Raw genomic sequence first — 22,100 nt, forward strand, 5'->3', positions numbered from 1 at the left:
CTCCATCCAGTTGCGAGTCGGATCAGGTCAATTGAATGCGTTGTCTTCAATCGAATGCCACGCATCAACCAGGTCGGCTCTAGCCTATAGACCCTGCCCAACCGAGTTTCCACCGCACAGCCAACCCCTGACACAGGCCGACCGACACGCCTGTTTGACATGCGCACCTGTGCATATCAAGATGGTAATGCTTTCCAATAAGGAGTTGGGTGACATGACCGCCGAGACCGCTGCTGCGCCGCCGCACAATCCCTACCGATCGCCCGCCCCCGCGCCGGTTCCCGCGCGGACCGTGCTCGAGGACGCGGGTGAGTTGTTACGGGCGTTGGCCGCTCCCGTGCGCATCGCCATCGTGCTGCAGTTGCGCGAGTCGCCGCGGTGCGTGCACGAGCTGGTCGACGCGCTCGGCGTGACCCAACCCCTGGTCAGTCAGCATCTGCGTATCCTCAAGTCCGCGGGCGTCGTGCACGGTGAGCGGTCGGGTCGTGAGGTGCTCTACGAACTAGTCGACGACCACTTGGCGCACATCGTCGTCGACGCCGTCGCGCACGCCGAGGAAGGGTGATTCGTGCCAGACAATACGGCCGCTCCACAGAAACCGGTCGGTATCCGCAGCACCAGGCAGCGCAGCGCCATCGCCGCGCTGCTCGGTGACATCGACGAGTTCCGCTCCGCCCAGGAGCTACACGACGAGTTACGCAAACGTGGCGAAGGCATCGGCCTCACCACGGTCTATCGGACGCTGCAGTCCCTGGCCGACGCGGGCATGGTGGACGTGCTGCGCACCGACTCCGGCGAATCCGTCTACCGCCAGTGCTCGAATGGCCACCATCACCACCTGGTCTGCAGACGCTGCGGCCGCACCGTCGAGGTGGAGGGTCCGACGGTCGAGACGTGGGCGGAGGCGATCGCGAGCGAACACGGCTTCACCGAGATCAGCCACACTCTCGAGGTGTTCGGCACCTGCACGGCTTGTGTATCGGCGGGCCACCGAGGGGTGTAATCGGCCCACCGCGCCAAACGACCCCGACGAACAGCCGGGCCGAAGAGTTTCCGGTTTCCGGCTGTTCTTTTCGGACCACGCCGCGGGAAGGGCCGGGTCGCACGCTGACGACGGGTGTCGGTCACCTTCCGTACCGTCTCGCACTGGTAGGGCCGCCCTCGGCCGAGGACGGCCCTATCATGACCGAACCAACTCAACCCACGGGGACCGCGTCCCGCGCCGGAGCCGGCTCCGGCGCGGGACGACCGCGCAGCGCGGCAATCCCGAGCAGCACGAGCGCGGCGGCGGCCCAGATCAGCAGCACCGCGAGCGGACCAGTCGCGGCGGCTCCGTCGAAGAACGCGACCGAGCGCAGCAACGAGGCTGCCGCGCCCGGCGGCAGCAGCTGGCCGATGGCGCCCCACGGCTGCGGCAACAGTTCCGGAGCCGACGTCGCCGCCGAGAACGGGTTGCCGACCAGCAGCATCGTGAGCGCGGCGATGCCGATTCCCGCGCGGCCGATCACGGCGGCGAGTCCGACGACCGCGCCCGCGACCGCGAATGAGACCAGTCCGGCCACCGAGGCGAGCACGAGGTAGGAACCGGGCACCACCGACATCCAGCCTTGGATGATCGCCATGCTCAGCAGCCCGCCCGCGACGCCGAAGATCCCCAACCCGATCACCTTGCCGCCCACCGCCGGGATCAGCAGCGCGAGCAGCACGCCCGCCGCAAGGCCGGACATCACCAGCGGCAGCACCATGGCGCCGAACGCAGTTCCCCGCGGATCGTCCGAGTCGGCAGCCACCACATCCTCCACCCTGGCGGCCGGAGCACCGGAGAGCTGCTGGCCGACCTGGGTGAGCTGCTGTGCGACAGCCGGACTCGCACCGGAGGCGACCAGCACGCGGGGCGGCCCGTCGCCGGTGACGATCGCGCCGTAGACCTCCCGATCCGCGATCGCGGCGCGGGCGGCGGCCTCGTCGGCAACGCTGGAGATGTCGAAGGCATCCGGACTGTGCTCGGCCAGCCGGTCGGCGACCATCCCGGCAGGCGGGCCGGTGACGGCCAGCGGCAGGTCACGCGGCGCGATATTGGCGGCGGGCCAGGCGAACGCGATCAGCATCAGCGCTTGGAGCAGGGCGGCGCCGAGGCCGAGCGCGAGCGCCCGCTGCATGGTGTTCATGACGTTCTCCCCAAAATCGAATGATCGTTCTCTTTCGATGGCTTTACCGTGGCATGCGGGGCCGAGGTTGTCAAGAACGGACATTCGTTTTACTTTGGGATCATGCCCCGAGTCAGCGAAGAACACCTGGAACGCCGAAAGCAGCAGATTCTGGACGCCGCGCGGCTGTGCTTTGCCCGCAAGGGGTTTTTCGAGACCTCGATGCAGGACGTGTTCGCCGAATCGGGACTTTCGGCCGGTGCGGTCTACCGGTATTTCAAGAGCAAGGACGAGCTGATCACCGCGCTGGCCTCCCAGACAACCGTGCACCTTCGCATAGTGATGGACGAAGCGATCCGCCACGACCCGCTGCCGACACCCGCAGACCTGATCACGACGATCGCCGAAGAGATCGTGCGCCAGAGCGGTCCCGACGGGCCAGTGCGGCTGGCGCCGCAGGCCTGGGCGCTGGCCCTGGTCCATCCCGAGGCGGGCGAGATGGTCCGGACGACGATGTTCGCGATGCGCGCCCTGTGGGTCACCTACGCCGAACGCATGCGTGCGCAGGGCTGGCTGCCCGATGACGCCGACACCGATGCCGTGGCCAAGGCGATCATCGGACTGTTGCCTGGCTTCATCCTCCAGCACCTCGTCCTCGGCGACATCGACCCGGAGACGCTGGCGCGGGGCGTGCGGACGTTACTCCCCTTCGGTGAAACCGCCGTACGGCCGAAAGCCGGCTGAGACGAACGAATTTCCCACGACGCAACGATCACAGCCAGCCGAGTCGCTCCGCGGCGCGCACCGCCTCGGCCCGCGTGCTCGTTCCGGTCTTGCCGATCGCCGACGAAAGATGATTGCGCACCGTACCTTCCGACAGGTGCAGCTGCTCGGCAATGGTGCTCGCGGGCGCGCCGTCGGCCGCCGCGGCAAGCACCTCGCGCTCCCGCGCGGTCAACGGTGATGTGCCCGAGGTCAACGTCTCGGCAGCAAGCGCCGGGTCGACCACGCGCAACCCCATATGTATCCGGCGCACCGCGTCTGCAAGTTCCCTGGCCGGAGTGTCCTTGACAACGAAACCGCTTGCGCCCGCGTCGATCGCGCGGCGCAGATAGCCCGGCCTACCGAAGGTGGTGACCATCAGGATCCGCACGTCCGGGTGGGCGGCGTGCAGCTGTCGGGCCACCGCGATGCCATCCATGCCGGGCATCTCCACATCCAGCAGGACCACATCGGGGTTCGTCCGCGCGACGACGGCGAGCACCTCATCGCCGCGGCCGACCTCACCGACCACCTCGAGGTCGGTCTCCAAGCCGAGCAGCGCGGCCAGCGCGCCGCGCACCAGCGCCTGGTCATCGGCCAGCAAAACCCGGATCATCGCACCCACTTCCTATTCCGGGACCGTGGCGCGGACACGCACGCCTCCTTCCTTCGGTGCCGACAGCGTCAGCGTTCCACCCGCCGCACGCACGCGTTCTCGCAGCCCGGCCAGCCCGGAGCCGGACGCGCTGCCCGCGGGGAGTCCGCGGCCGTCGTCGACCACCTCGATGGTCGTCGCGGTCACCGTCACCGTGCAGTGGCGGGCGGCGCTGTGCCGGATCACGTTGGTCACCGCCTCGCGCAGCACCCACCCGAACAGCTCGGTGGACGGCGTTTCGGCCAGCAGCGCCGGATCGGGCAGCACGGCGGCGATGTCGGCGGCGGCGAGAGCGGTTCTGGCATTGGCAAGTTCGCCGCGCAAGGAGACCCCCCGCAGGCCGCCCACGGTCTCGCGCACTCCGGCCAGCGCCTCCCGCGCGAGGCGTTCGATATCGGCGAGCTCGGTTCTGGCCCTGGTCAGGTCGACATCGACGAGTCGTTGCGCGAGTTCGGTCTTCACAGTGATCACGGTCAACGAGTGTCCGAGGATGTCGTGCACGTCGCGGGCGACGCGATTGCGCTCCTCGATGAGCTCCAGCTCGGCGCGCTGACGGCGGGCCAGCTCAGCGAACCGGTCCCCGCGCAACCCCAACTGCCTGGCCACCCACACGGCGGCTGGGACGAACGCCAGATAGAACGGCTCTCCGTCCAGATGCCACGCCCGTACCGCCACCGGGACCAGCAGCATGCTCAGCATCACCGCGACGACGACGAGGGCGGACGTGCGCAGCGGGAAACTGAACACAGCAACCACTGCGACATAGATGGCGGTGGGCATGGCGACTTCGCCGAGCAGCGCGACCATCGCCACCGACAGCGCGACCATCAGCGCCAGCAGTGCCCATGCCCTGCGGTCGACTGGCAGGTCCTCGAACGGGCTGTCCTCGGCCGACTTGCGGAACGTGACGAAGGCAGTGACGATCAGCGCGGCGAACACGAGCACGCAGGCCGCGGCGGTCACTGCGATCGCGCGTTCACCGTGTATCCAGCTCTGGCGGATCGGGCCGATCAGATAGGCCAGCCAGACCACCGCCATGATGGCACCGAACCACGCCCTGCCCCGTCCGTCGGTACCGAACGACCGCTGGTCGAGCAGACCGTCCACCGCGCGCGCGTACCTCTTCGCCCACGCGGCCGCCACTACCGTCCGCACGCCCATCCGCTGCTCCCACGCGTCCCGGCACAAGGCCCGGCACGGTATCGGCCCTGCGCGTCATACCCGGTCACGAGGACCGACGCTACCGAACCCCGTTCGGCCCGCACCGCACGTACACGGACGCGGCGGCGCGTGGTGTGTACCCGGCGCAGCGCGGCAACACCGGCCGTCCGGACGGAGGGCCGGTCGCGTGGCCGGGCCACGCGCTGCTCAGCGCGCGGTGTCACGGCGGAACAGGGCGGCGGCGCCGACCACGAATACCGCTGCCCAGACGACGATGTTGAGGACGGCCAGCGCGATCGACCCGCCGTCGGTATCCCCGAACGGCATCCTGGCCAGTGTTGCGACGCCGTTGGTCGGGAACACTTTCGACACCGTCTCGAACCATCCGTGCAGCGGCATGAACAACCCGCCCGCGAACGACAGCCCCGCCAGCACCGGACCGAGCAGCTGCATCACGTTCTCCGAGGGCAGCAGGTAGCCTACGAACAGGCCGAATGCCGCGAAGACGAGCGAGCCGACCCAGGCGAGCAGGAAGCACCCGACCCAGGCGGAGGGCGTGAGGTGCGCGCCTAGCAGCCCGCCGACGACGAACACCGCCGCAACCGAAACGAGCCCGAGCACCATCGCGACGGCGACCTTGGTGGCGATGTAGGCGACCGGCCGCAGCGGTGTGAGCCGCAACTGGCGGCTCCAGCCTTGCGCGCGCTCGACGGCGACCATCGCTCCCCCGCTGGTGGTTGCCAGCATCGCGCCGTACACGGCCATCGACACCATGACGTAGCCGGTGACATTGCCGGAGCCGAAAACCTGTGTCTTGTAATCGGATTTCAGCCCGAAGATGACGAAGAACAGTGGCGGCATGATCAGTGTGAAGATCAGGGTGCGCCGGTTACGCAGCATGCGACGCAGTTCCAGTCGCAGAAACCCGAGGTTGAAACCGCCGAGCGCGAGCGGGGCCCTGGCCGAATGAGTTTGCGGGACAGTCATGTCAGTGGTCTCCTGCTGTGTGATGGGACGTGGTCAGGGCGAGGAAGGCGGTTTCCAAGTTGTGCGCGGTGATCTCCAGATCGACCGCGGCGGCCTCGCTCAGCAGGAACCGCGCGACGACGTCGGAGTCTTTGGCGTGCACCAGAATTCGATCACCGCGCAGCTCGACGTCGTCGACGCCGCGAATGGCGAGCAGCCGGGCCGGGTCGGCGCCGGGCAACGTAGCGCTCACGATGCGGCCCGCGGCCAGGTTCTTGATCTCGGCGGCACTACCGTCCGCGACCACCCGACCCGCACGAACCAGCACGATCCGGTCGGCGTAGGCATCGGCCTCGTCCAGGTAGTGGGTGGCGAACAGGACAGTACGTCCACGCCGCGAGTCCTCTCGCATCGCCTGCCAGAATTCCCTGCGCCCTTCGACATCCATGCCGGTGGTGGGTTCGTCGAGCACGATGAGGTCCGGGTTCGGCAGCAAGGCCAGTGCGAACCGCAGTCGCTGGCGCTGTCCGCCGGAGCACTTGCCCACCATGCGGTCGGCGATCTCGGCGATGCCGGCACGGTCGAGCACCTCGTCGACCGGCCGCGGGCTCGCGTGCAACGTCGCCACCAGCCGGACGGTCTCGGCGACGGTGAGGTCCGGCAGCAGCCCGCCCGCTTGCAGGACGGCCGAAACACGGCCGGCCGCCAGCGCCGCACCGGGTGTTCCGCCGAAGACGGCAACGGCGCCCGAGTCGGGCCGCGCCAGGCCGAGCAGCAGGTCGATGGTGGTGGACTTGCCCGCGCCGTTGGGGCCGAGGAACGCGACGATCTCGCCCGGCTCGACGACCAAGTCGAGCCCGTCTACGGCCCGCACCACGCCCCCTGGCGTCGGGAAACTCTTACGCAGGTCGCGCAGTTCGATAGCGGGCGCGTCCCGGTGCGGCGCCGAACCTATCGCCGCGGCGGTTGTCGTTGCTGAAGTCATGACTCAACGGTCGCTCGAATCCGCGCCCGATACCTCGCACAGCTGTCACGACCTCGGCATGACAGATGTCATGCTCTCAGGGCAGCAGACCGTGCCTGGCCCGGCCCGCGTTCGACAGGACGAGCAGCAGCATCGTGGTCAGCGCCTGGTCGTCCAGCCCGGCGGCAGGGAAGGTGTACCGCAGGATGACGTCGGCGAGATTGCCGCGACCGATCACGGTGAGCGAGCCGAACTGCAATGCGTTATTGCGCTCGGCCACCCGCTTGTGCAGCTGGGATTTGAGCGGCCGGTCCCAGGCCAGCACGCAGGTGAGGGTCAGCACGTCCAGACCTGGCGCGAGATTCACCGCGCGCAGCGAGCACAGGGCGCCCTCGTATTCGAATCCGAGCGACCCTTCGGGGTCGACACGCACGTCGATGTCGTAATGCGACAGGCAGGCCCCGGCCCGTGCCTGCAGCTCCCGGTCCGGAGTCACCGCTGCGTCCATGTCCGTCCTGCCGTTCACTTGGCGCCGCCGAAGCGACGGTCACGCGAAGCGTACTGGAGACATGCCTCCCACAGGTTGCGCCGGTCGAAATCGGGAAACAGCGTGTCCTGGTAGACATATTCGGCGTAGGCCGACTGCCAGATGAGGAAGTTGGAGCTGCGGAACTCGCCCGACGGACGCAGGAACAGATCCACGTCGGGCATGTCCGGCTCGTCCAGGTATTTCGCCACCGTCGACTCGGTGATCTTCTCCGGATCGATCTCGCCCGCCGCCACGCGGCGCCCGATCTCCCTTGCCGCATCGGCGATTTCGGCCCGGCCACCGTAGTTGACACACATGGTGAGGGTCATCACCGTGTTGTCCTCGGTAAGCTGCTCGGCGATCTCCAATTCGTTGATCACGCTGCGCCACAGGCGCGGTCGGCGTCCAGCCCAGCGCACCCGCACGCCCATCTCGTTCATCTCGTCGCGGCGGCGGCGGATCACGTCGCGGTTGAAGCCCATGAGGAAGCGCACCTCTTCGGGGCTGCGCCGCCAGTTCTCGGTGGAAAAGGCGTAGGCCGACAGCCACTTCACCCCGATCTCGATGCAGCCCTCCACGGTGTCCATCAGCACCGCCTCGCCGCGTTCGTGACCGGCGGTGCGCGGCAGCCCGCGCTCCTGGGCCCACCGCCCGTTGCCGTCCATCACCAGCGCGACATGGTTCGGCACCAGCTCCGGCGGCAGCTGCGGCGGACGAGCTCCCGACGGATGCGGCGAAGGCGGACGGATGGCACCCGCGGTGTTCGGCCTGGTCGTGGTGGAAGAGTCTCGACGGAGGATCACGGGCTCCATCCTGCCTGATTGCCCCGGCACCCTGTACTGGCGAGTTGCTTCCTGATGAATTCCGGGGTCCCCTTCGGCAAAAGTGACCTATTCTTTTCCATACCGTGATGCTGGGGAGGGGTTTCTCGCACGTGATCGATCTACCAAGCACCGGAACCGCAGCAGGTTTCCGCGCCACTCGCGAATTACTCGGACTGCCGGTCCCTTGGTGCGCGCGATTCTTCGAGGTCGCCGAGCGCACCGTCGAACGGTGGGAGAAGGGCGCCTTCCAGATCCCCGACACCGTGGCCCGCGAGCTCGCCTCGATCGCGGACGAGACCGAGCAAGTGGTCGATGCCATGGTCGACGCCATCTACACCGGAGAGATCTCCCCGCGCCTGCACACCTACCGAAGCAACGACGATTACTGCAAGCACGAGCCCAACACCCGCTACCCGGCCACCTGGCACCGTGCGGTGTGCGCCCGCGTCATGGTCGAGCTACCCCAGGTAGAGCTTCAATTCGTGGAGTAGTGGCTTTCCCGGACCGCTCGAGCAACGGCAAGGTACGCAACTGACGCTCCAGATGCCACTGCAGATGCGCCGCGACCAGGCCGCTGGCCTGTCTGCGCACCGTGTCCGGCACCGTCTCGACGTACTCCCACTCGCCGCGCAGCAGTGCGATCAGTAGATCGAGCACCCCGGGGGCGGGTGTCGCCGCGCCCGGCGGACGGCAGTGCACGCACACCGCACCCCCGGCCGCGACATGGAAGGCCCGATGCGGGCCCGGCGTCGCGCACTTGGCGCATTCGTCCAGCGCGGGCGCCCAGCCCGCGAAACCCATGGCGCGCAACAGGAACGCGTCCAGGATCAGTTCGTGCGGGCGCTGCTTGGCCGCGATCGCGCGCAACGCACTCGCGGTCAGCGCGTGCAGCCGAGGCGCGGGCGCGTGCTCCTCGCCCGCCAGACGTTCGGCGGTTTCCAGCACGGCGCACGCGGTGGTGTAGCGCCCATAATCGTCGATGATGTCGGCGGCGAACACCTCCATCGTGTGCACCTGGGTGACCGTGTCGAGCGTGCGTCCCGGATACAGCTGCACATCGATGTAGGAGAACGGCTCCAGCCGGGCCCCGAACCTCGACTTGGTTCGCCGCACCCCCTTGGCGACCGCCCGCACGAGACCGTGCTGCCGGGTGAGCAGCGTGACGATGCGATCCGCCTCGCCGAGCTTGTGCTGGCGCACCACCACAGCCTCATCCCGATACAAACGCACGGCGTCAGTTTAATTGCAGCGCCTGCGGCGCTGCGTGTTCGCGGCCCTTTTGTGGCTCGCGTCCGAGAGACCGACGCTGGCGACTGCGTCGCGGACGCGTCGGCCGCTCGGACGCGAGCCGGGCCGCGAACAGGCAATGCTCGGTCTCGCTTCGCTCGGAAACGGCGGTCGGGCCGACGTGGTCGCGTCAACTCCTGGCCGCAGGACCAGGGCGTTGGCCAATTGCTGGAAGCTTACGGACGAGCGGACGGCCATCGACGACTTCGGCGCGGACGCATAGGCCACTCGGACGCCAGCCGGGCCGCGACCGGCGCTCGATGACCTCGCGCCGGGGTGGATCGAGCGGGTGATTGCCAGCGCCGCCCTGTTCGCGCCTCGGCAGCGAGGCTCCGAGCGCGACCGGATAGGCGCTGCGATGTAGTCCGTCCTATCCAGGACCTGTCCACCGTCGGTGCGGCGGCTCCGCCACGACGCCGAGAGGGGCGCCCGGAATCGGTCGGGTCGCCGAGTTTGGCACACCGATCGCAGGCGTGTCGATTCAACTGCTGGTGCGCACGATCCCGGAGATCAGCAGCAGTACCGATTGCTGGGTCTGCGCACGGGCGGCGTCCGGATCGGCGGCGTGTGCGACGATCAAGGCGGCCTCGCTGATCACGCTGATGACCAGCTGGGCGAGCACCGGGATCGGGGCGTCCGCGATCAGTCCGGCGTCGCGGGCGCGCTCGAGCTGCCTGGTGATCAGGCCGAGACCGTGGGCCGACTCGAACTCGCGCCACGCCTGCCAGCCGAGCACTGTGGGGGCGTCGGTGAGGGCGATCCGCAACATCGGGGGCCGCTGGCAGATCTCCAGGAAAACACCGAGTCCGACGGCCATGCCGGCCATCACATCGTCGGGATCGGCCGAGGCGATGGCCTTTTCGATCTCCTCGGTGGTCTCGACCTCGATCTGCTCGAGCACGGCCAGGAACAGTCCACGCTTGTCGCCGTAGTGGTGGTGCAGCGCGCCGCGGGTGACCCCCGCCTCGCCGACCAGCTCTTCGCCAGAGGTCCCCGCGAAGCCGCGCTCGGTGAACAGGCGGCGTCCGGCCTGTTCGAGCGCCGCCCTGGTGACGCGGGAGCGGTCTTCCTGGCTACGGCGTGGCATGCAGCCGAGTGAACTCCAGGATCGATTCGGTGAGCAACTCCGGCTGGTCTTCGGGCAGGAAGGTGTAGGAGTCGCCGATGAGCTTCAGCGTCGCGTTCGGCAGGTCGCCGGCCAGACGTTCGGCGAACGAGAGCGGGAAGATGCGGTCCTCCCGCGCCCAGACCAGCAGCACGGGAATATCGACGTCGGCGAAGTGGCTCGCGGCTGCCAGCGTGTAGCTGCGATGCGCGGACCGAAGGAAGCGGCGCAGATCTTTTCGGATCGCGGCCGACTTCCGGCTCGGCAGCAGATAGGAGTCGGCGATCTCGGGCGGCACCGGCCGCTTGGTGACCAAGCCGAAGGCCAGCGGCAGGCGGTGCAGCGCCCGAATGCGCATCGCCTCGGTCAGCGGGCGCATCGACCCGGGGATCTTCGCCAGCAGTGGGAGCGCCGTGAACGGCTGCGGCAGGAAGCCCTCGTAGCTGTCGACCGACGCCAGCACGACGCGGCCGATCCTGGACCGATCGCGAGTGAGCAGCACCTGCGTGATCGCGCCGCCGGTGTCATTGGCGACCAGGGTCACGTCGGTGAGGTCGAGGCGCTCGAGGAACGCGGCGATCAAGTCTGCGACGCCGGTCGGGGTCAGTTCCGCGTCGGGGACTGGAATCTCGTGTGCGCCGAGCGGCCAATCCGGTGCTATGCAGCGGTAGCCCGCGGCGGCGATCGCGGGCACCACCTTGCGCCAGAGATCCGCGTTGACGAGCAGGCCGTGCACAAAGACGACCGGAGCGCCCTCCCCGGTCTCGTGGTAGCGGATGCGGCCGGCTGCCAAGTCCACCTCATGGGTGCGGCCGAGTGATGTGCTGGTTGCCATGGTTCCTCCCAGTGGTCGTATGTTCGGGACCACTGTTACATACATACTGTATGTATGTCTAGAGAAGCACTACTACCCAGGGCGGAACTTGCGTAACCGATATGGACGATTGACCAAATGCGGCGCTACGGTTACCGAAAACGATGAGACGGAGCTCAGATGACGGCGTCCGGACCCGTATTACGTCCGATACGCGGGAGTTCGGGCTGGCCGAGCTGGCGGCTGTGATCGCGCGAGGCGTGATCACCTCGACGGCGGCGGTCGGCGCGGTACTCGACCGGATCGAAGCGTCGCAGCCCACGCTCAACGCGTTCCGGATCGTGCGCCGAGAACGGGCGCCGGCCTGGCCGAGCGCGGGATCGGCCAGAAGGGGTACTTCATCCTCGGATTTCCCGGCGAGACCCGCGAAGAGATCGACGCCACCGAGCAGCTGATCCACCGATTGTGGGAAGCTACCGATCAGCTACCCGGCCGATCACCGGCGCCGACTGGTTCGGCCACACCCGCAGCCGACCGGACCCGAACTGGGGAGATGGCTCGCATGATGGGATGGCTCGGCCAACCGGCCAAGCGGGCCGAAATCGAGGCCAGGCCGTTGCATTACGGGTACTGGCTCTCGCTCTTGACGTAACCGTGCTGGTGAAAGGCCCGACCACGATCATCGTCGGCCCGGGCGGTGTTGCCGCCAGCCAGGTCGAGGCCCCTCCGTGGTTGGCCACGGACGGTGCCGGTGACGTGCTCGCCGGAATCGCGGGTGCGCTGATGGCGGCCGGGCTGAACGCGCTGGATGCGGGTGAGCTTGCGGCGTTCGTTCACGGCCGCGCCGCGATGGTCGCTCATCGCGCTCGGGGTGGTGGTCCGCTCACCGCCAGTGCGGTCGCTCAGGCAACCCCGGAGGTCATCGGGGCTTTCCTTGCGTGCTGTCAGTAGCGGTCGGCGGCCTCCGCTCGGGCGGCTGGTCGAATCGGTCAGAAACCCAGTTTGCCCAGTTGCTTCGGGTCGCGCTGCCAGTCCTTGGCGACCTTCACGTGCAGATTCAGGTAGATGCGGGTACCGAGGATGTGCTCGATCTGCTTGCGCGCGTTGGTGCCGACCTCTTTCAGCCGGGAGCCGCCCTTGCCGATGACGATGGCCTTCTGGCTGGGCCGCTCGACATACAGCAGCGCGTGTACGTCGAGCATGTCCTCGCGGTCCGCATAGGGCAGGATCTCCTCGATGACGACGGCCAGCGAGTGCGGCAGCTCGTCGCGGACGCCCTCGAGCGCGGCCTCGCGGATCAGCTCGGCCATGAGCGTCTCCTCCGGCTCGTCGGTCAGCTCGCCGTCGGGATAGAAGGCCGGGCCCTCCGGCATCTTCGAGGCGATGACATCGACGAGGACCTCGACCTGCTCGCCCTTGACCGCCGACACCGGCACCACATCCGCGTCCGGGCCGAGCAGCTGGGAGACCGCGACCAATTGCTCGGCGACCTGGTCCCGGCTCACCTTGTCGATCTTGGTGACCACGCCGAGCAGCGTGGTCTTCGGCGCCATCTGCTTGATCTGCTGCACGATCCAGCGGTCGCCCGGCCCGATCTTCTCGTCGGCGGGGATGCAGAGCGCGATCACGTCGACTTCCGAATACGTGTCGCGCACAAGGTCGTTCAAGCGCTGGCCGAGCAGCGTACGCGGCCGGTGCAGGCCGGGAGTGTCGACCAAGATCAACTGGGTGTGCTCTCGGTGCACGATGCCACGAATAGTGTGCCTGGTGGTCTGCGGGCGCGAGGAGGTGATCGCGATCTTCGCGCCGACCAGCGCATTGGTCAACGTCGACTTGCCCGTGTTCGGCCGTCCGACGAAACAGACGAAGCCGGAACGGAATTCGGCGTCCTCGCGCACCTCGGACCGGTCAGCCACCACGCACCTCGCCGGCATCGGCCGAATCGTCGACGATCTCGAACACCGCGCCGTCGCGGTCGGTGAAGATGATCCGCGCCACCGCCGACACCTCCCGCACCGCGATGACGCCGAAGTCGGACAAGCGCCCGCCGACAACCACGGCCGCCTCGAATCCCTCCGCGCCGCTGGAGATCGCCGCGGCCACCGCGGCTTGCAGCGCGGTCAGGCGCAGCGCCGTCAGGTTGACCTCGCCCGCCGCGTAGGTGCGTCCGTCCGTATCGCGGATGGCCGCGCCACTCGCGCCGCCGGTGCGGCCGAGCGCGCCACGGGCCAGCACCATCAGCTTATTGTCCTCGGCATCCAGTTCGGTCATCCGATGTCTCCGTCCTCGTTACGATCGGCCGGGGTCTCCGGCTCCGATCCGTTGGCCTTGCGCTTGCCATTGGGGTTGTCGCCGTTGGATTTCTCGGCCTGCACCTTTTCGGTCGCCTTGCGCACCACCACGGTGTGCACCCGCATCCGCCCCCGCGCATCCGCGCGACCCTCGCCGCGCAGCACCAGACCGTGCACCGCGACCTTCGAACCGGGCAGCGGCACACGGCCGAGTTCGTGCGCCAGCAGGCCGCCGACAGTGTCGACGTCCTCCTCCTCGATCTCCAGCCCGTACAGCTCGCCGAGGTCTTCCACCGACAACCGGGCAGACACCCGGTAGCGGCCCCCACCGAGGTTCTCGATGGGCGGTGTCTCGTCCATGTCGTACTCGTCGGCGATCTCGCCGACGATCTCCTCGAGCACGTCCTCGATGGTCACCAGGCCCGCGATGCCGCCGTACTCGTCCACCAGCAGCGCCATATGATTTCGCCTGCGCTGCATTTCGTCGAGCAGGCTGTCCAGCGGCTTGGAGTCGGGCATGAACACGGCGGGCCGCATGGCCTCGCGCACCCGCACTTTTCGGCTGCGATCCGCATACGGCACAAGGTCTTTCAGATAGACGACGCCGAGAATGTCATCGACGTTCTCGCCGATCACCGGGATGCGCGAATGCCCCGAGCGCACCGCGAGCGACAGCGCCTGCGCCGCGGTCTTGTCCGCCTCGATCCAGACCATCTCGGTGCGCGGCACCATCACCGCACGGGCTGGGGTGTCGCCGAGCTCGAAGACCGACTGGATCATCCGGCGCTCTTCGTCGGCCACCACGCCGCGCTCGCCTGCCATCTCGACCACCTCTCGCAGCTCGATCTCAGAGGCGAACGGGCCGTTGCGAAAACCCTTGCCCGGGGTGATCGCGTTGCCGAGCAGAATCAGCAGCCTGCTGAGCGGACCGAGCAGCGCGCCGATGAACTGCAGCGGCAGCGCGGCGGCCAGCGCGATCGAGTACGCGTGCTGACGGCCGAGCGTGCGCGGGCCGACGCCGATCACCACATAGGACACCAGCACCATTACCAACGCGGTGACCAGCAGCGCCCAATCGTCCGCCCAGACCGCGAGCAGCCCCGCCGCGAGCAGTACCGTGGCGCCGATCTCGCACAGAATGCGCAGCAGCACCATGAGATTCACGTAGCGGGCCCGGTCGGAGACGATCCGGGTCAGCCGCACGGCGCCGGGCCGGTCGGCGCGCACCAGATCCTCGACTCGGGCCGGCGAAATCGTATTCAGCGCCGAATCGACACCGGCGAACACCCCACCCACCGGGACGAGCAGGACCGCGAGCAGAACGAGGGTCTGTGAATTCACGCGGGTCCCAGGGAATCACCCGGTGTGGTGAAGCCCGCCTTACCCAGCAACCGCGCGTCCCGCGCGGCCAGCTCGACCCGTCGCCGCGCTTCGCGCAGGCTCTCGTACCACTCCTCGAGCAGCCGGGCCTGCAGCGCGAACATCTCCTTCTCCTCCTCCGGCTCGGCATGGTCGTAGCCGAGTAGGTGGAGCACGCCGTGCACGGTGAGCAGCGCGAGTTCGTGATCCAGCGAGTGGCCCGCCTTACGGGCCTGGCCCGCCGCGAACTCGGGGCACAGCACGATGTCGCCCAGCATCGAGGGGCCGGGTTCGGGGCTGTCCGGGCGCCCGCCCGGCTCGAGTTCGTCCATCGGGAAGGACATGACGTCGGTCGGGCCGGGCAGGTCCATCCAGCGCATGTGCAGGTCGGCCATGGTGTCGAGATCGACGAGCACCATCGACAGCTCCGCGGCCGGGTGTACGTCCATCCGGGCGATCACGAATCGCGCGACGCTGACCAGGTCTTCTTCGGGCACGTCGATACCCGACTCGTTGGCGATCTCGATACTCACCCGAATAGCGTACGATCCCGGCGATCGTATGGCGGTAGCGGAGCCCCGCCCGGCGGAACGAGTTACCGCCGGTCCGTCCGGCCCGCGGCGCGCCGCTGTGCCCGGTTGCCGCCATAATGCGCAGCGACCTGCGGACGCGACTCGGCCTCGAACCGCTCGTAGGCGTCGACGATGTCCGTGACGAGCCGATGCCGGACCACGTCGCTGCTGGTGAGCTGTGCGAAGTGGATGTCCTCGATCTCGGTGAGGATCTCCGACGCCGCACGCAGACCCGACCGCGCACCGGTCGGCAGGTCGACCTGGGTAACGTCACCGGTCACCACGATCTTCGAACCGAACCCGAGGCGGGTGAGGAACATCTTCATCTGCTCGGCGGTGGTGTTCTGCGCCTCGTCCAAAATGATGAACGAGTCGTTCAAGGTACGACCACGCATGTATGCCAGCGGCGCGACCTCGATGACACCGGCCGCCATCAGCTTCGGGATGGCCTCCGGATCCATCATGTCGTGCAGCGCGTCGTAGAGCGGACGCAGGTACGGATCGATCTTCTCGTTCAGCGTGCCGGGCAGGAAGCCGAGCCGCTCCCCCGCCTCAACCGCGGGACGGGTGAGGATGATCCGGTTGACCTGCTTGGACTGCAGCGCCTGGACCGCCTTGGCCATCGCGAGATACGTCTTGCCGGTACCGGCGGGTCCGATGCCGAACACGATCGTGTTGGCATCGATCGCGTCGACATAGCGCTTCTGGTTGAGAGTCTTCGGCCGGATGGTCCTGCCGCGCCGGGACAGGATGTCCAGGCTGAGCACCTCCGCCGGGGACTCACTCGAGCCCTCGGTGAGCATCGACACGGTGTGGCGCACCGCCTCCGGAGTGACCACTCGATTGCGGCCGGTGAGCGCGACCAGCTGCTCGATGACCCGCTCGGCCAGCGCGACATCGGCCGCCTTGCCGGTGAGGGTTACGGAATTGCCTCGGACGTGAATGTCCGCGTCGAGCAGCCCTTCGAGTTCGCGCAGATTCTGGTCGGCAGAACCGAGGAACGGAAACACGGATTCGGGAGCGAGTTCGATACTCGAACGCACGGTGCGCGCTGCGGGCCCTGAACCGTCACCGCCACCGATGCCTGCCTCAGGTGTAGTCGGTTCGCCGATCTCGCCTTGTGTTCTCAAAAGTGGCTGAAGCCTGCTTTCCGGTCTCGACTGCTGTATTGAGGCAAGTTTAACGCGCCCCACCGACACCGCCCAGTGAATAAGCCGCCGACAGCGGGACAGCTATCACGGGATTCCCCCGCGCCGCTGGGCCCAATCCGCGGTGAAATCACGAAATCGGCGCACCGCGTCCGGCAATATCGCGGCCGCGGGCCAGATCAGCCCGACCGCGCGGGAGGCACCCGCGTCCGCGAGCGGCACGGTCACCGGACCGGACAGCGGGCTCGCCGACAACGGGTCTTCGCGCGGCAGGATCGCCACGCCCAACCCCGCCGATACCAGCCCGGCCACGGTGACCAGGTCGCTCGACTGGAAGGCGATCCTCGGCCGGATGTCCGCGGCCGCGCACAGCTCGTCGAAGATGCGCCGCATCCCGAAGCCCTGATGCATCACGACGAACTCCGCGTCGGCGACCTCCGCGAGCCGGACCTGCCTGCGTCCGGCCAACCGGTGGTCAGCGGGCACCGCGAGCACAAGAGGTTGACGCAGCACAGTGCGCCAACCGACGCCGGCCACGGCCGGGCGTGGCGAGACGATGCCCAGATCAGCCTCGCCGTCGAGCACCCGCTGCGTAACGGACTCGGCAGCCCCTTGCCACAGGGTCACCGTGATCCGGCCGGAGCCGCGCCGGAAACCGCCGATCAGCTGCGGCACGAGCGACCCGCCGAAGGAATGCTGGAACGACAGTCGCACCACGCCCTTGGCGGGGTTGGCCAGATCGGCTACGGCTTGCACGGCCCCGTCCAGCTCGGTCTGCGCGCGGCGGGCGTGCTCGTAGTAGATCCGGCCGAACTCGTTGAGGGTGATGCGTTTACCGCGGCGATCGAACAGCTCGACGCCGATCCTGCGCTCCAACCTGGCGAGCATGCGCGACAGCGTGGGCTGGGCGAGGTGCAGCCGATCGGCCGCCGCGCCGACCCGCTCCAGTTCGGCGAGTGTCGTGAACCACTCCAGGTCTTCACCCAGCACAGCCCGGCCTCCATATATGTGATGAGTGCATGAACTCTCTCATTATTATTCATTTCCTTTCTGAACGACGGATGGCGATCCTGAACCGCAGGAGGAGCCCATGACCACGACGCAAACCCCGGACACCCAGCACGAGCGCCGGATCACGACGGCGCTGTTCGCCGCCGGACTCACGACTTTCGCGTCCATGTACAGCGCCCAAGCCCTGCTGCCCAGCATCTCGGCGGCATTCGGCGCCACACCAGCGCATGCGGCGCTCGCGGTGTCGCTCACCACCGGTTTCCTTGCGCTGGCGAGCGTTCCGGCGGGCGCGCTGTCGTCACGTATCGGACGGACCAAGGTGATGATCGGCTCCGCCGTCGCGGCGGCCGCGATCGGTCTGCTGCTACCGCTGAGCCCGTCGCTGGGTGTGCTGCTCACCGGGCGAGCGCTGCAAGGAATCGCGCTCGCGGGCGTGCCCGCGGTGGCGATGGCCTATTTGGGAGAAGAGATCGGCGGCGCCGGAGTGGGCGCCGCGATGGGAACCTATGTGGCCGGCACGACGATCGGCGGGCTGGCCGGGCGGTTGATTCCGACGTTCACCCTGAACCTGGCGTCCTGGCGATGGGCGGAAGCAGCGGCGTCGGTCGCCGCGGCGGCGTGCACGGTGTGGTTCATCCGGGGCCTGCCGCCGTCCCGCGGTTTCGTCGCACGGCCCGCCGGAATCCGCACGGTACTCGGCGATCTCGCGACACAGCTGCGCCATCGCGGGCTGCTCGCGCTTTTCGGGCTGGCCTTCGTGCTGATGGGCGGGTTCGTCTCGGTCTACAACTATCTCGGCTACCGCCTGATCGGGGCGCCGTTCGGGCTCCCAGAGGCGCTCGCCGGGCTGGCGTTCGTCCTGTACCTGGCTGGAACGGCAGCGTCGGCCGCAGCCGGGCGCCTGGCCGATCGGGTCGGCAGGCAACAGGTGCTCGCGGCGTCGGTGGGACTGATGGCCATCGGTCTCGCGGTGACAGTTCCAGATCACCTCGGCACCGTGATCCTGGGCGTATTGCTCTACACCGCCGGGTTCTTCGGAGCGCATACGACAGCAAGCGCATGGGTCAGCGTGATGGCGGGGGGCAACCGTGGTGCGGCGTCGTCGCTGTATCTGTTCGCCTACTACCTGGGCAGTGCGCTCGTGGGCGGCGCGGCGGGCATCGCCTACGCCAGAGGCGGGTGGCTCGGTCTGGTCGGGGGAATCTGCGTTCTGCTCGTACTCGCGGCGATGCTCGTGTGGGCGTTGGCGAGTCATTCGCGCGGATCGGAGCGACACCCGGGGGTAGTCGGCGCCTGAGCACGCAGGCCGGCGCTACCTCACCAGCGCGGGGTCAGAGCACCCAGGGCGCCGAGGGCGACCGCCGCGGCGGTGGACGTGCGCAGAACGGTCGGTCCGAGCAGCGTTACCTGGGCGCCCGCATCGGCCATGGCCGTCAACTCCGTGTCGTCGAGGCCGCCCTCGGGGCCGACGACGAGGATGATCTCGGTGGTGTCGGCGAACGGCAGTTCGGCGAAACGGGCGGTCCCGGATTCGTGCAGCGCCGCGATGATCGCGCCGTCGGCCTTGGCGGTACGCACCAGTTCGAGCAGGTCGGCGGTGCGGTACAGGTCGGCTACGTGCGGGATGTAGGCGCGGCGGGATTGGCGTGCGGCCGAGCGGGCGGCGGCGCGCCATTTGTCGACCGCCTTGGCCGCCTTGCCTTCCCAGTTCGCGACGCAGCGCGCCGCCTGCCATGGAATGACGACATCCGCGCCCGCCTCGGTCATCAGCTCGACGGCCAGCTCCGAGCGATCCGATTTGGGCAGCGCTTGGACCACGGTGACGCGCGGCGCAGCCGGGGCGGCGAGCATCCGGTTGCGTACCGCCAGTTCTAGCCGATCACGTTGCACAGCAACGACTTCGGATTCGGCGAGGACACCGCGACCGTCGGACAGGGTGATCGGCTCGCCGACCCGGATACGGCGCACCGTGGCGGCGTGCCTGCCCTCCGGGCCGTCGAGCACCGCGACAGCGCCCGGTTCGGGCACCTCGTCGAGGTAGAAGACCGTCGCGGCCAACTAGCGTCCGCTGAACGACGCGCGCAGCCGCGCGAACAAGCCGCTGTTGTGCTCGGACTGCGCCGACATCACCTCGGCGCGCTCGCGCTCGCGCAGGCCCTTGTATGTGCGCAGCAACTCGGCCTGCTTGCTGTCCAGCTTGCTCGGGATCACGATGTCCAAGTGCGCGAGCAAGTCGCCGCGCGCGCCGGAACGCAGGCGCGGCATACCATGGCCGCGCAGCACGGAGACCTCCCCCGGCTGGGTGCCTGGTGCGATGGTCAGCTCGGTGGGGCCGTCCAGGATAGTGTCGATCACGACGGTGGTGCCCAGCGCCGCGTCGACCATCGGAACCCGGATGGTGCAGTGCAGGTCGTCACCATCACGGACGAACACGTCATGCGGCTGCTCGACGATCTCGACGTACAAGTCGCCCGCGTGGCCACCGCCCGGGCCCACCTCGCCCTGCGCGGCAAGGCGCACCCGCATGCCGTTGGCGACACCCGCGGGGATCGGCGCGGCGATCTCGCGGCGCGCCCGCACCCGACCGTCTCCACCGCACTTGTGGCACGGGTCCGGGATGGTCTCGCCCGCGCCGCGGCAGGTCGGGCACGGACGCGAGGTCAGCACCTGGCCGAGGAAGGAGCGCTGCACGGACTGCACTTCTCCCGCGCCGCCACAGGTTTCGCAGCGCACCGGCTTGGATTTGCCGTTGGTGCCCGAGCCCTGGCAGATGTCGCACAGGATCGCCGTGTCCACGGTCAGGTGCTTGGTCACGCCGACCGCGCATTCGGCCAGGCTGAGCCGGGTGCGGATCAGCGAATCGGCGCCCGGCTGGACGCGACCACGCGCCTTGCGGGGCGCGCCCGATCCGCTCATGCCCCCGAAGAACGCCTCGAATACGTCGCCGAGGCCACCGAAGCCCGCGCCGTTGAAGCCGCCACCACCGCCGCCGGATTCCAGCGGGTCGCCACCCAAGTCGACGATGCGGCGCTTCTCCGAATCCGACAGTACCTCGTAGGCGGTCGACACTTCCTTGAACTTGGCCTGCGCTGCCTCGTCGGGGTTGACGTCGGGGTGGAGCTCACGCGCCAGCTTGCGGTATGCCCGCTTGATCTCCTGGTCGGTCGCGTTCTTCGCGACGCCGAGCAGTCCGTAGTAGTCCCGTGCCACTTGAGTTCTCTAGTCCTTGGTCGTTTCGACAGTGCCGCCGGTGCCGGCGCCACATCCACCGCACGCTGACATCAGCATTAGTCTTGTGCACTCAACTTTATCCGGCCGGAATGTCGAGCTTATCAGCGGCGGGGGTGGCCGGTGTCACGGTCAGCGTTCGGCGAGGACCTCGCCGATATATCGGGCGACGGCCGCCACCGAGGCGATCGTTCCTGGGTAGTCCATCCGGGTCGGGCCGAGCACACCCATGCCGCCGAGTACCGCCCCCGCCGCGCCATAGCCGGTCGACACCACCGAGGTGCCGCGCATTTGCTCGACCTGCGTCTCCTCGCCGATCCGCACCGTCACCGTCCCCGGCTGCTGGGCGGCGGCCAGCAGCTTGAGCACGACCACCTGCTCCTCCAGCGCCTCCAGTACCGCGCGCAGAGAGCCGGGGAACCCGAAGTCCGCGGCGTTGCGGGTGAGGTTGGCCGTGCCGCCGAGCACCAACCGCTCCTCTGGATGTTCCACCAGCGTCTCGACCAGCACCGTGGACACCCGAATCAGCACTTCACGCAGTCGCGGCGGCGCGTGTTCGGGCAGTTCCGCGACCGCCGCCGAGGCCGCGGCCAGGCGCTTGCCGTCCATCGCGCCGCCGAGCATGCCGCGCAGCGCGGCCAGATCCTCGTCATCGATCACCGCACCGAGTTCCACCAGGCGCTGGTCGACGCGGCCGGTATCGGTGATCACCACGAGCAGCAACCGCGCGGGATTGAGCGCGACGACCTCGATGTGCCGGACCGTCGACGCCGACACCGTCGGGTACTGCACGACGGCGACCTGCCTGGTCAGCTGGGCCAGCAGCCGCACGCCACGACGCAGCACGTCATCGAGGTCGACACCCGACTCCAAGAAATCCATGATCGCCCTGCGCTCCGCGGCCGACAGCGGCTTCACCTCGGAGATCCGGTCTACGAACTGGCGATAGCCCTTGTCCGTGGGAATGCGCCCGGAACTCGTATGCGGCTGCGCGATATAGCCCTCTGCCTCCAACACGGCCATATCGTTGCGCACCGTCGCGCTGGAAACACCTAGGTTATGCCGCTCGACCAGGGACTTCGACCCGATCGGCTCCTTGGTCGCGACATAGTCGGCGACGATCGCGCGCAGGACCTCGAAGCGCCGATCCTCGGTGCTCGACATCGGCCCCACCTCCTCGCTTTCGTCTTCGGTCACGCCGGACCCCGGCGCCGACGGCCCGCACCCGGCCCACAAGTCCGGGTGAATTCGGGGTTCGTCTGTTTATCCAGTCTAAT

At 68.3% G+C, this 22,100-nt stretch carries 25 protein-coding genes; 6 read left to right on the forward strand and 19 right to left on the reverse strand.

Features of this window, described 5'->3' with window-relative positions; translation table 11 throughout:
- The first annotated feature begins 214 nt into the window (after positions 1-214).
- Positions 215-565 carry an ArsR/SmtB family transcription factor gene (locus AB4Z47_RS03165; protein WP_441947656.1) on the forward strand — a complete coding sequence of 117 codons (351 nt, stop codon included), beginning with the start codon at positions 215-217 and terminating at the stop codon, positions 563-565.
- 3 nt (positions 566-568) lie between these two features.
- Complete coding sequence (locus AB4Z47_RS03170; protein ID WP_441947657.1) at positions 569-1,003, forward strand: Fur family transcriptional regulator; 435 nt, start codon at positions 569-571, stop codon at positions 1,001-1,003.
- A gap of 193 nt (positions 1,004-1,196) precedes the next feature.
- On the opposite strand, the gene AB4Z47_RS03175 is transcribed toward AB4Z47_RS03170, so the two are convergent.
- Complete coding sequence (locus tag AB4Z47_RS03175; RefSeq protein ID WP_441947658.1) at positions 1,197-2,168, reverse strand: hypothetical protein; 972 nt, start codon at positions 2,166-2,168, stop codon at positions 1,197-1,199.
- A 102-nt stretch (positions 2,169-2,270) separates the two neighbouring features.
- On the opposite strand from AB4Z47_RS03175, the gene AB4Z47_RS03180 reads away from it, so the two are divergent.
- Complete coding sequence (locus AB4Z47_RS03180; protein ID WP_441947659.1) at positions 2,271-2,891, forward strand: TetR/AcrR family transcriptional regulator; 621 nt, start codon at positions 2,271-2,273, stop codon at positions 2,889-2,891.
- Positions 2,892-2,919: 28 nt separating this feature from the next.
- On the opposite strand, the gene AB4Z47_RS03185 is transcribed toward AB4Z47_RS03180, so the two are convergent.
- The 6 genes from AB4Z47_RS03185 to AB4Z47_RS03210 all read right to left on the reverse strand — a co-directional run bounded on the left by AB4Z47_RS03185 (position 2,920) and on the right by AB4Z47_RS03210 (position 7,996).
- Positions 2,920-3,525: a response regulator gene (locus tag AB4Z47_RS03185; protein WP_441947660.1), complete on the reverse strand. Its 606-nt coding sequence runs from the start codon at positions 3,523-3,525 to the stop codon at positions 2,920-2,922.
- 12 nt (positions 3,526-3,537) lie between these two features.
- Entirely contained in the window at positions 3,538-4,725 is a 1,188-nt protein-coding gene (locus tag AB4Z47_RS03190) for a sensor histidine kinase (RefSeq protein WP_441947661.1), read from the reverse strand.
- Positions 4,726-4,932: 207 nt separating this feature from the next.
- Positions 4,933-5,712 (reverse strand): ABC transporter permease, encoded by a 780-nt coding sequence (locus tag AB4Z47_RS03195; protein WP_441947662.1) that lies wholly within the window; start codon positions 5,710-5,712, stop codon positions 4,933-4,935.
- 1 nt (position 5,713) lies between these two features.
- Complete coding sequence (locus AB4Z47_RS03200) at positions 5,714-6,676, reverse strand: ABC transporter ATP-binding protein (RefSeq protein ID WP_441947663.1); 963 nt, start codon at positions 6,674-6,676, stop codon at positions 5,714-5,716.
- 76 nt (positions 6,677-6,752) lie between these two features.
- Positions 6,753-7,163, reverse strand: coding sequence for a YbjN domain-containing protein (locus AB4Z47_RS03205; RefSeq protein WP_441947664.1), 411 nt, complete (start codon positions 7,161-7,163; stop codon positions 6,753-6,755).
- Between the two features lie 14 nt (positions 7,164-7,177).
- Complete coding sequence (locus AB4Z47_RS03210; protein ID WP_441947665.1) at positions 7,178-7,996, reverse strand: isoprenyl transferase; 819 nt, start codon at positions 7,994-7,996, stop codon at positions 7,178-7,180.
- Between the two features lie 122 nt (positions 7,997-8,118).
- On the opposite strand from AB4Z47_RS03210, the gene AB4Z47_RS03215 reads away from it, so the two are divergent.
- Positions 8,119-8,499 (forward strand): Aca2/YdiL-like domain-containing protein, encoded by a 381-nt coding sequence (locus AB4Z47_RS03215; protein ID WP_441947666.1) that lies wholly within the window; start codon positions 8,119-8,121, stop codon positions 8,497-8,499.
- Here the strand turns inward: AB4Z47_RS03215 and recO are convergent.
- The 3 genes from recO to AB4Z47_RS03230 form a co-directional block, all read right to left on the reverse strand.
- Positions 8,456-9,238: a DNA repair protein RecO gene (gene recO, locus AB4Z47_RS03220; RefSeq protein WP_441947667.1), complete on the reverse strand. Its 783-nt coding sequence runs from the start codon at positions 9,236-9,238 to the stop codon at positions 8,456-8,458. The two genes, AB4Z47_RS03215 and recO, sit on opposite strands and share 44 nt — an antisense overlap.
- Before the next feature lie 538 nt (positions 9,239-9,776).
- Positions 9,777-10,382: a TetR/AcrR family transcriptional regulator gene (locus AB4Z47_RS03225; protein ID WP_441947668.1), complete on the reverse strand. Its 606-nt coding sequence runs from the start codon at positions 10,380-10,382 to the stop codon at positions 9,777-9,779.
- Complete coding sequence (locus tag AB4Z47_RS03230; RefSeq protein ID WP_441947669.1) at positions 10,369-11,235, reverse strand: alpha/beta fold hydrolase; 867 nt, start codon at positions 11,233-11,235, stop codon at positions 10,369-10,371. Before AB4Z47_RS03230 ends, AB4Z47_RS03225 begins: the two co-directional genes overlap by 14 nt.
- A 549-nt stretch (positions 11,236-11,784) precedes the next feature.
- On the opposite strand from AB4Z47_RS03230, the gene AB4Z47_RS03235 reads away from it, so the two are divergent.
- The gene (locus AB4Z47_RS03235) at positions 11,785-12,165 is read left to right on the forward strand and encodes an NAD(P)H-hydrate dehydratase (protein WP_441947670.1); all 381 of its coding nucleotides are present in this window, start codon (positions 11,785-11,787) and stop codon (positions 12,163-12,165) included.
- A 38-nt stretch (positions 12,166-12,203) separates the two neighbouring features.
- Here AB4Z47_RS03235 and era read toward each other — a convergent pair whose 3' ends face one another.
- From era to AB4Z47_RS03265, 6 genes are all read right to left on the reverse strand, one after another.
- Positions 12,204-13,130, reverse strand: a complete 927-nt coding sequence (gene era, locus AB4Z47_RS03240; RefSeq protein ID WP_441947671.1) for a GTPase Era — start codon at positions 13,128-13,130, stop codon at positions 12,204-12,206.
- Positions 13,123-13,485, reverse strand: coding sequence for a cytidine deaminase (locus tag AB4Z47_RS03245; RefSeq protein ID WP_441947672.1), 363 nt, complete (start codon positions 13,483-13,485; stop codon positions 13,123-13,125). The genes era and AB4Z47_RS03245 overlap by 8 nt, the downstream gene beginning before the upstream one ends.
- Entirely contained in the window at positions 13,482-14,846 is a 1,365-nt protein-coding gene (locus AB4Z47_RS03250) for a hemolysin family protein (RefSeq protein WP_441947673.1), read from the reverse strand. The genes AB4Z47_RS03245 and AB4Z47_RS03250 overlap by 4 nt, the downstream gene beginning before the upstream one ends.
- A complete protein-coding gene (gene ybeY / locus AB4Z47_RS03255) occupies positions 14,843-15,397 on the reverse strand; it encodes an rRNA maturation RNase YbeY (RefSeq protein ID WP_441947674.1) in 555 nt (184 codons plus the stop codon). Before ybeY ends, AB4Z47_RS03250 begins: the two co-directional genes overlap by 4 nt.
- A 62-nt stretch (positions 15,398-15,459) precedes the next feature.
- Positions 15,460-16,518, reverse strand: a complete 1,059-nt coding sequence (locus AB4Z47_RS03260) for a PhoH family protein (RefSeq protein WP_441947756.1) — start codon at positions 16,516-16,518, stop codon at positions 15,460-15,462.
- A gap of 153 nt (positions 16,519-16,671) precedes the next feature.
- Complete coding sequence (locus tag AB4Z47_RS03265; protein ID WP_441947675.1) at positions 16,672-17,574, reverse strand: LysR family transcriptional regulator; 903 nt, start codon at positions 17,572-17,574, stop codon at positions 16,672-16,674.
- A 100-nt stretch (positions 17,575-17,674) separates the two neighbouring features.
- On the opposite strand from AB4Z47_RS03265, the gene AB4Z47_RS03270 reads away from it, so the two are divergent.
- Positions 17,675-18,892, forward strand: coding sequence for an MFS transporter (locus AB4Z47_RS03270; RefSeq protein WP_441947676.1), 1,218 nt, complete (start codon positions 17,675-17,677; stop codon positions 18,890-18,892).
- 20 nt (positions 18,893-18,912) lie between these two features.
- Here AB4Z47_RS03270 and AB4Z47_RS03275 read toward each other — a convergent pair whose 3' ends face one another.
- The 3 genes from AB4Z47_RS03275 to hrcA all read right to left on the reverse strand — a co-directional run bounded on the left by AB4Z47_RS03275 (position 18,913) and on the right by hrcA (position 21,987).
- The gene (locus AB4Z47_RS03275; RefSeq protein ID WP_441947677.1) at positions 18,913-19,653 is read right to left on the reverse strand and encodes a 16S rRNA (uracil(1498)-N(3))-methyltransferase; all 741 of its coding nucleotides are present in this window, start codon (positions 19,651-19,653) and stop codon (positions 18,913-18,915) included.
- Positions 19,654-20,805: a molecular chaperone DnaJ gene (dnaJ, locus tag AB4Z47_RS03280; protein WP_441947678.1), complete on the reverse strand. Its 1,152-nt coding sequence runs from the start codon at positions 20,803-20,805 to the stop codon at positions 19,654-19,656.
- Between the two features lie 150 nt (positions 20,806-20,955).
- Complete coding sequence (gene hrcA, locus AB4Z47_RS03285; RefSeq protein ID WP_441947679.1) at positions 20,956-21,987, reverse strand: heat-inducible transcriptional repressor HrcA; 1,032 nt, start codon at positions 21,985-21,987, stop codon at positions 20,956-20,958.
- Between the last annotated feature and the right edge of the window lie 113 nt (positions 21,988-22,100).

Origin of the sequence: Nocardia sp. 2TAF39, assembly GCF_052114905.1 — a bacterium.
GTDB lineage: Bacteria > Actinomycetota > Actinomycetes > Mycobacteriales > Mycobacteriaceae > Nocardia.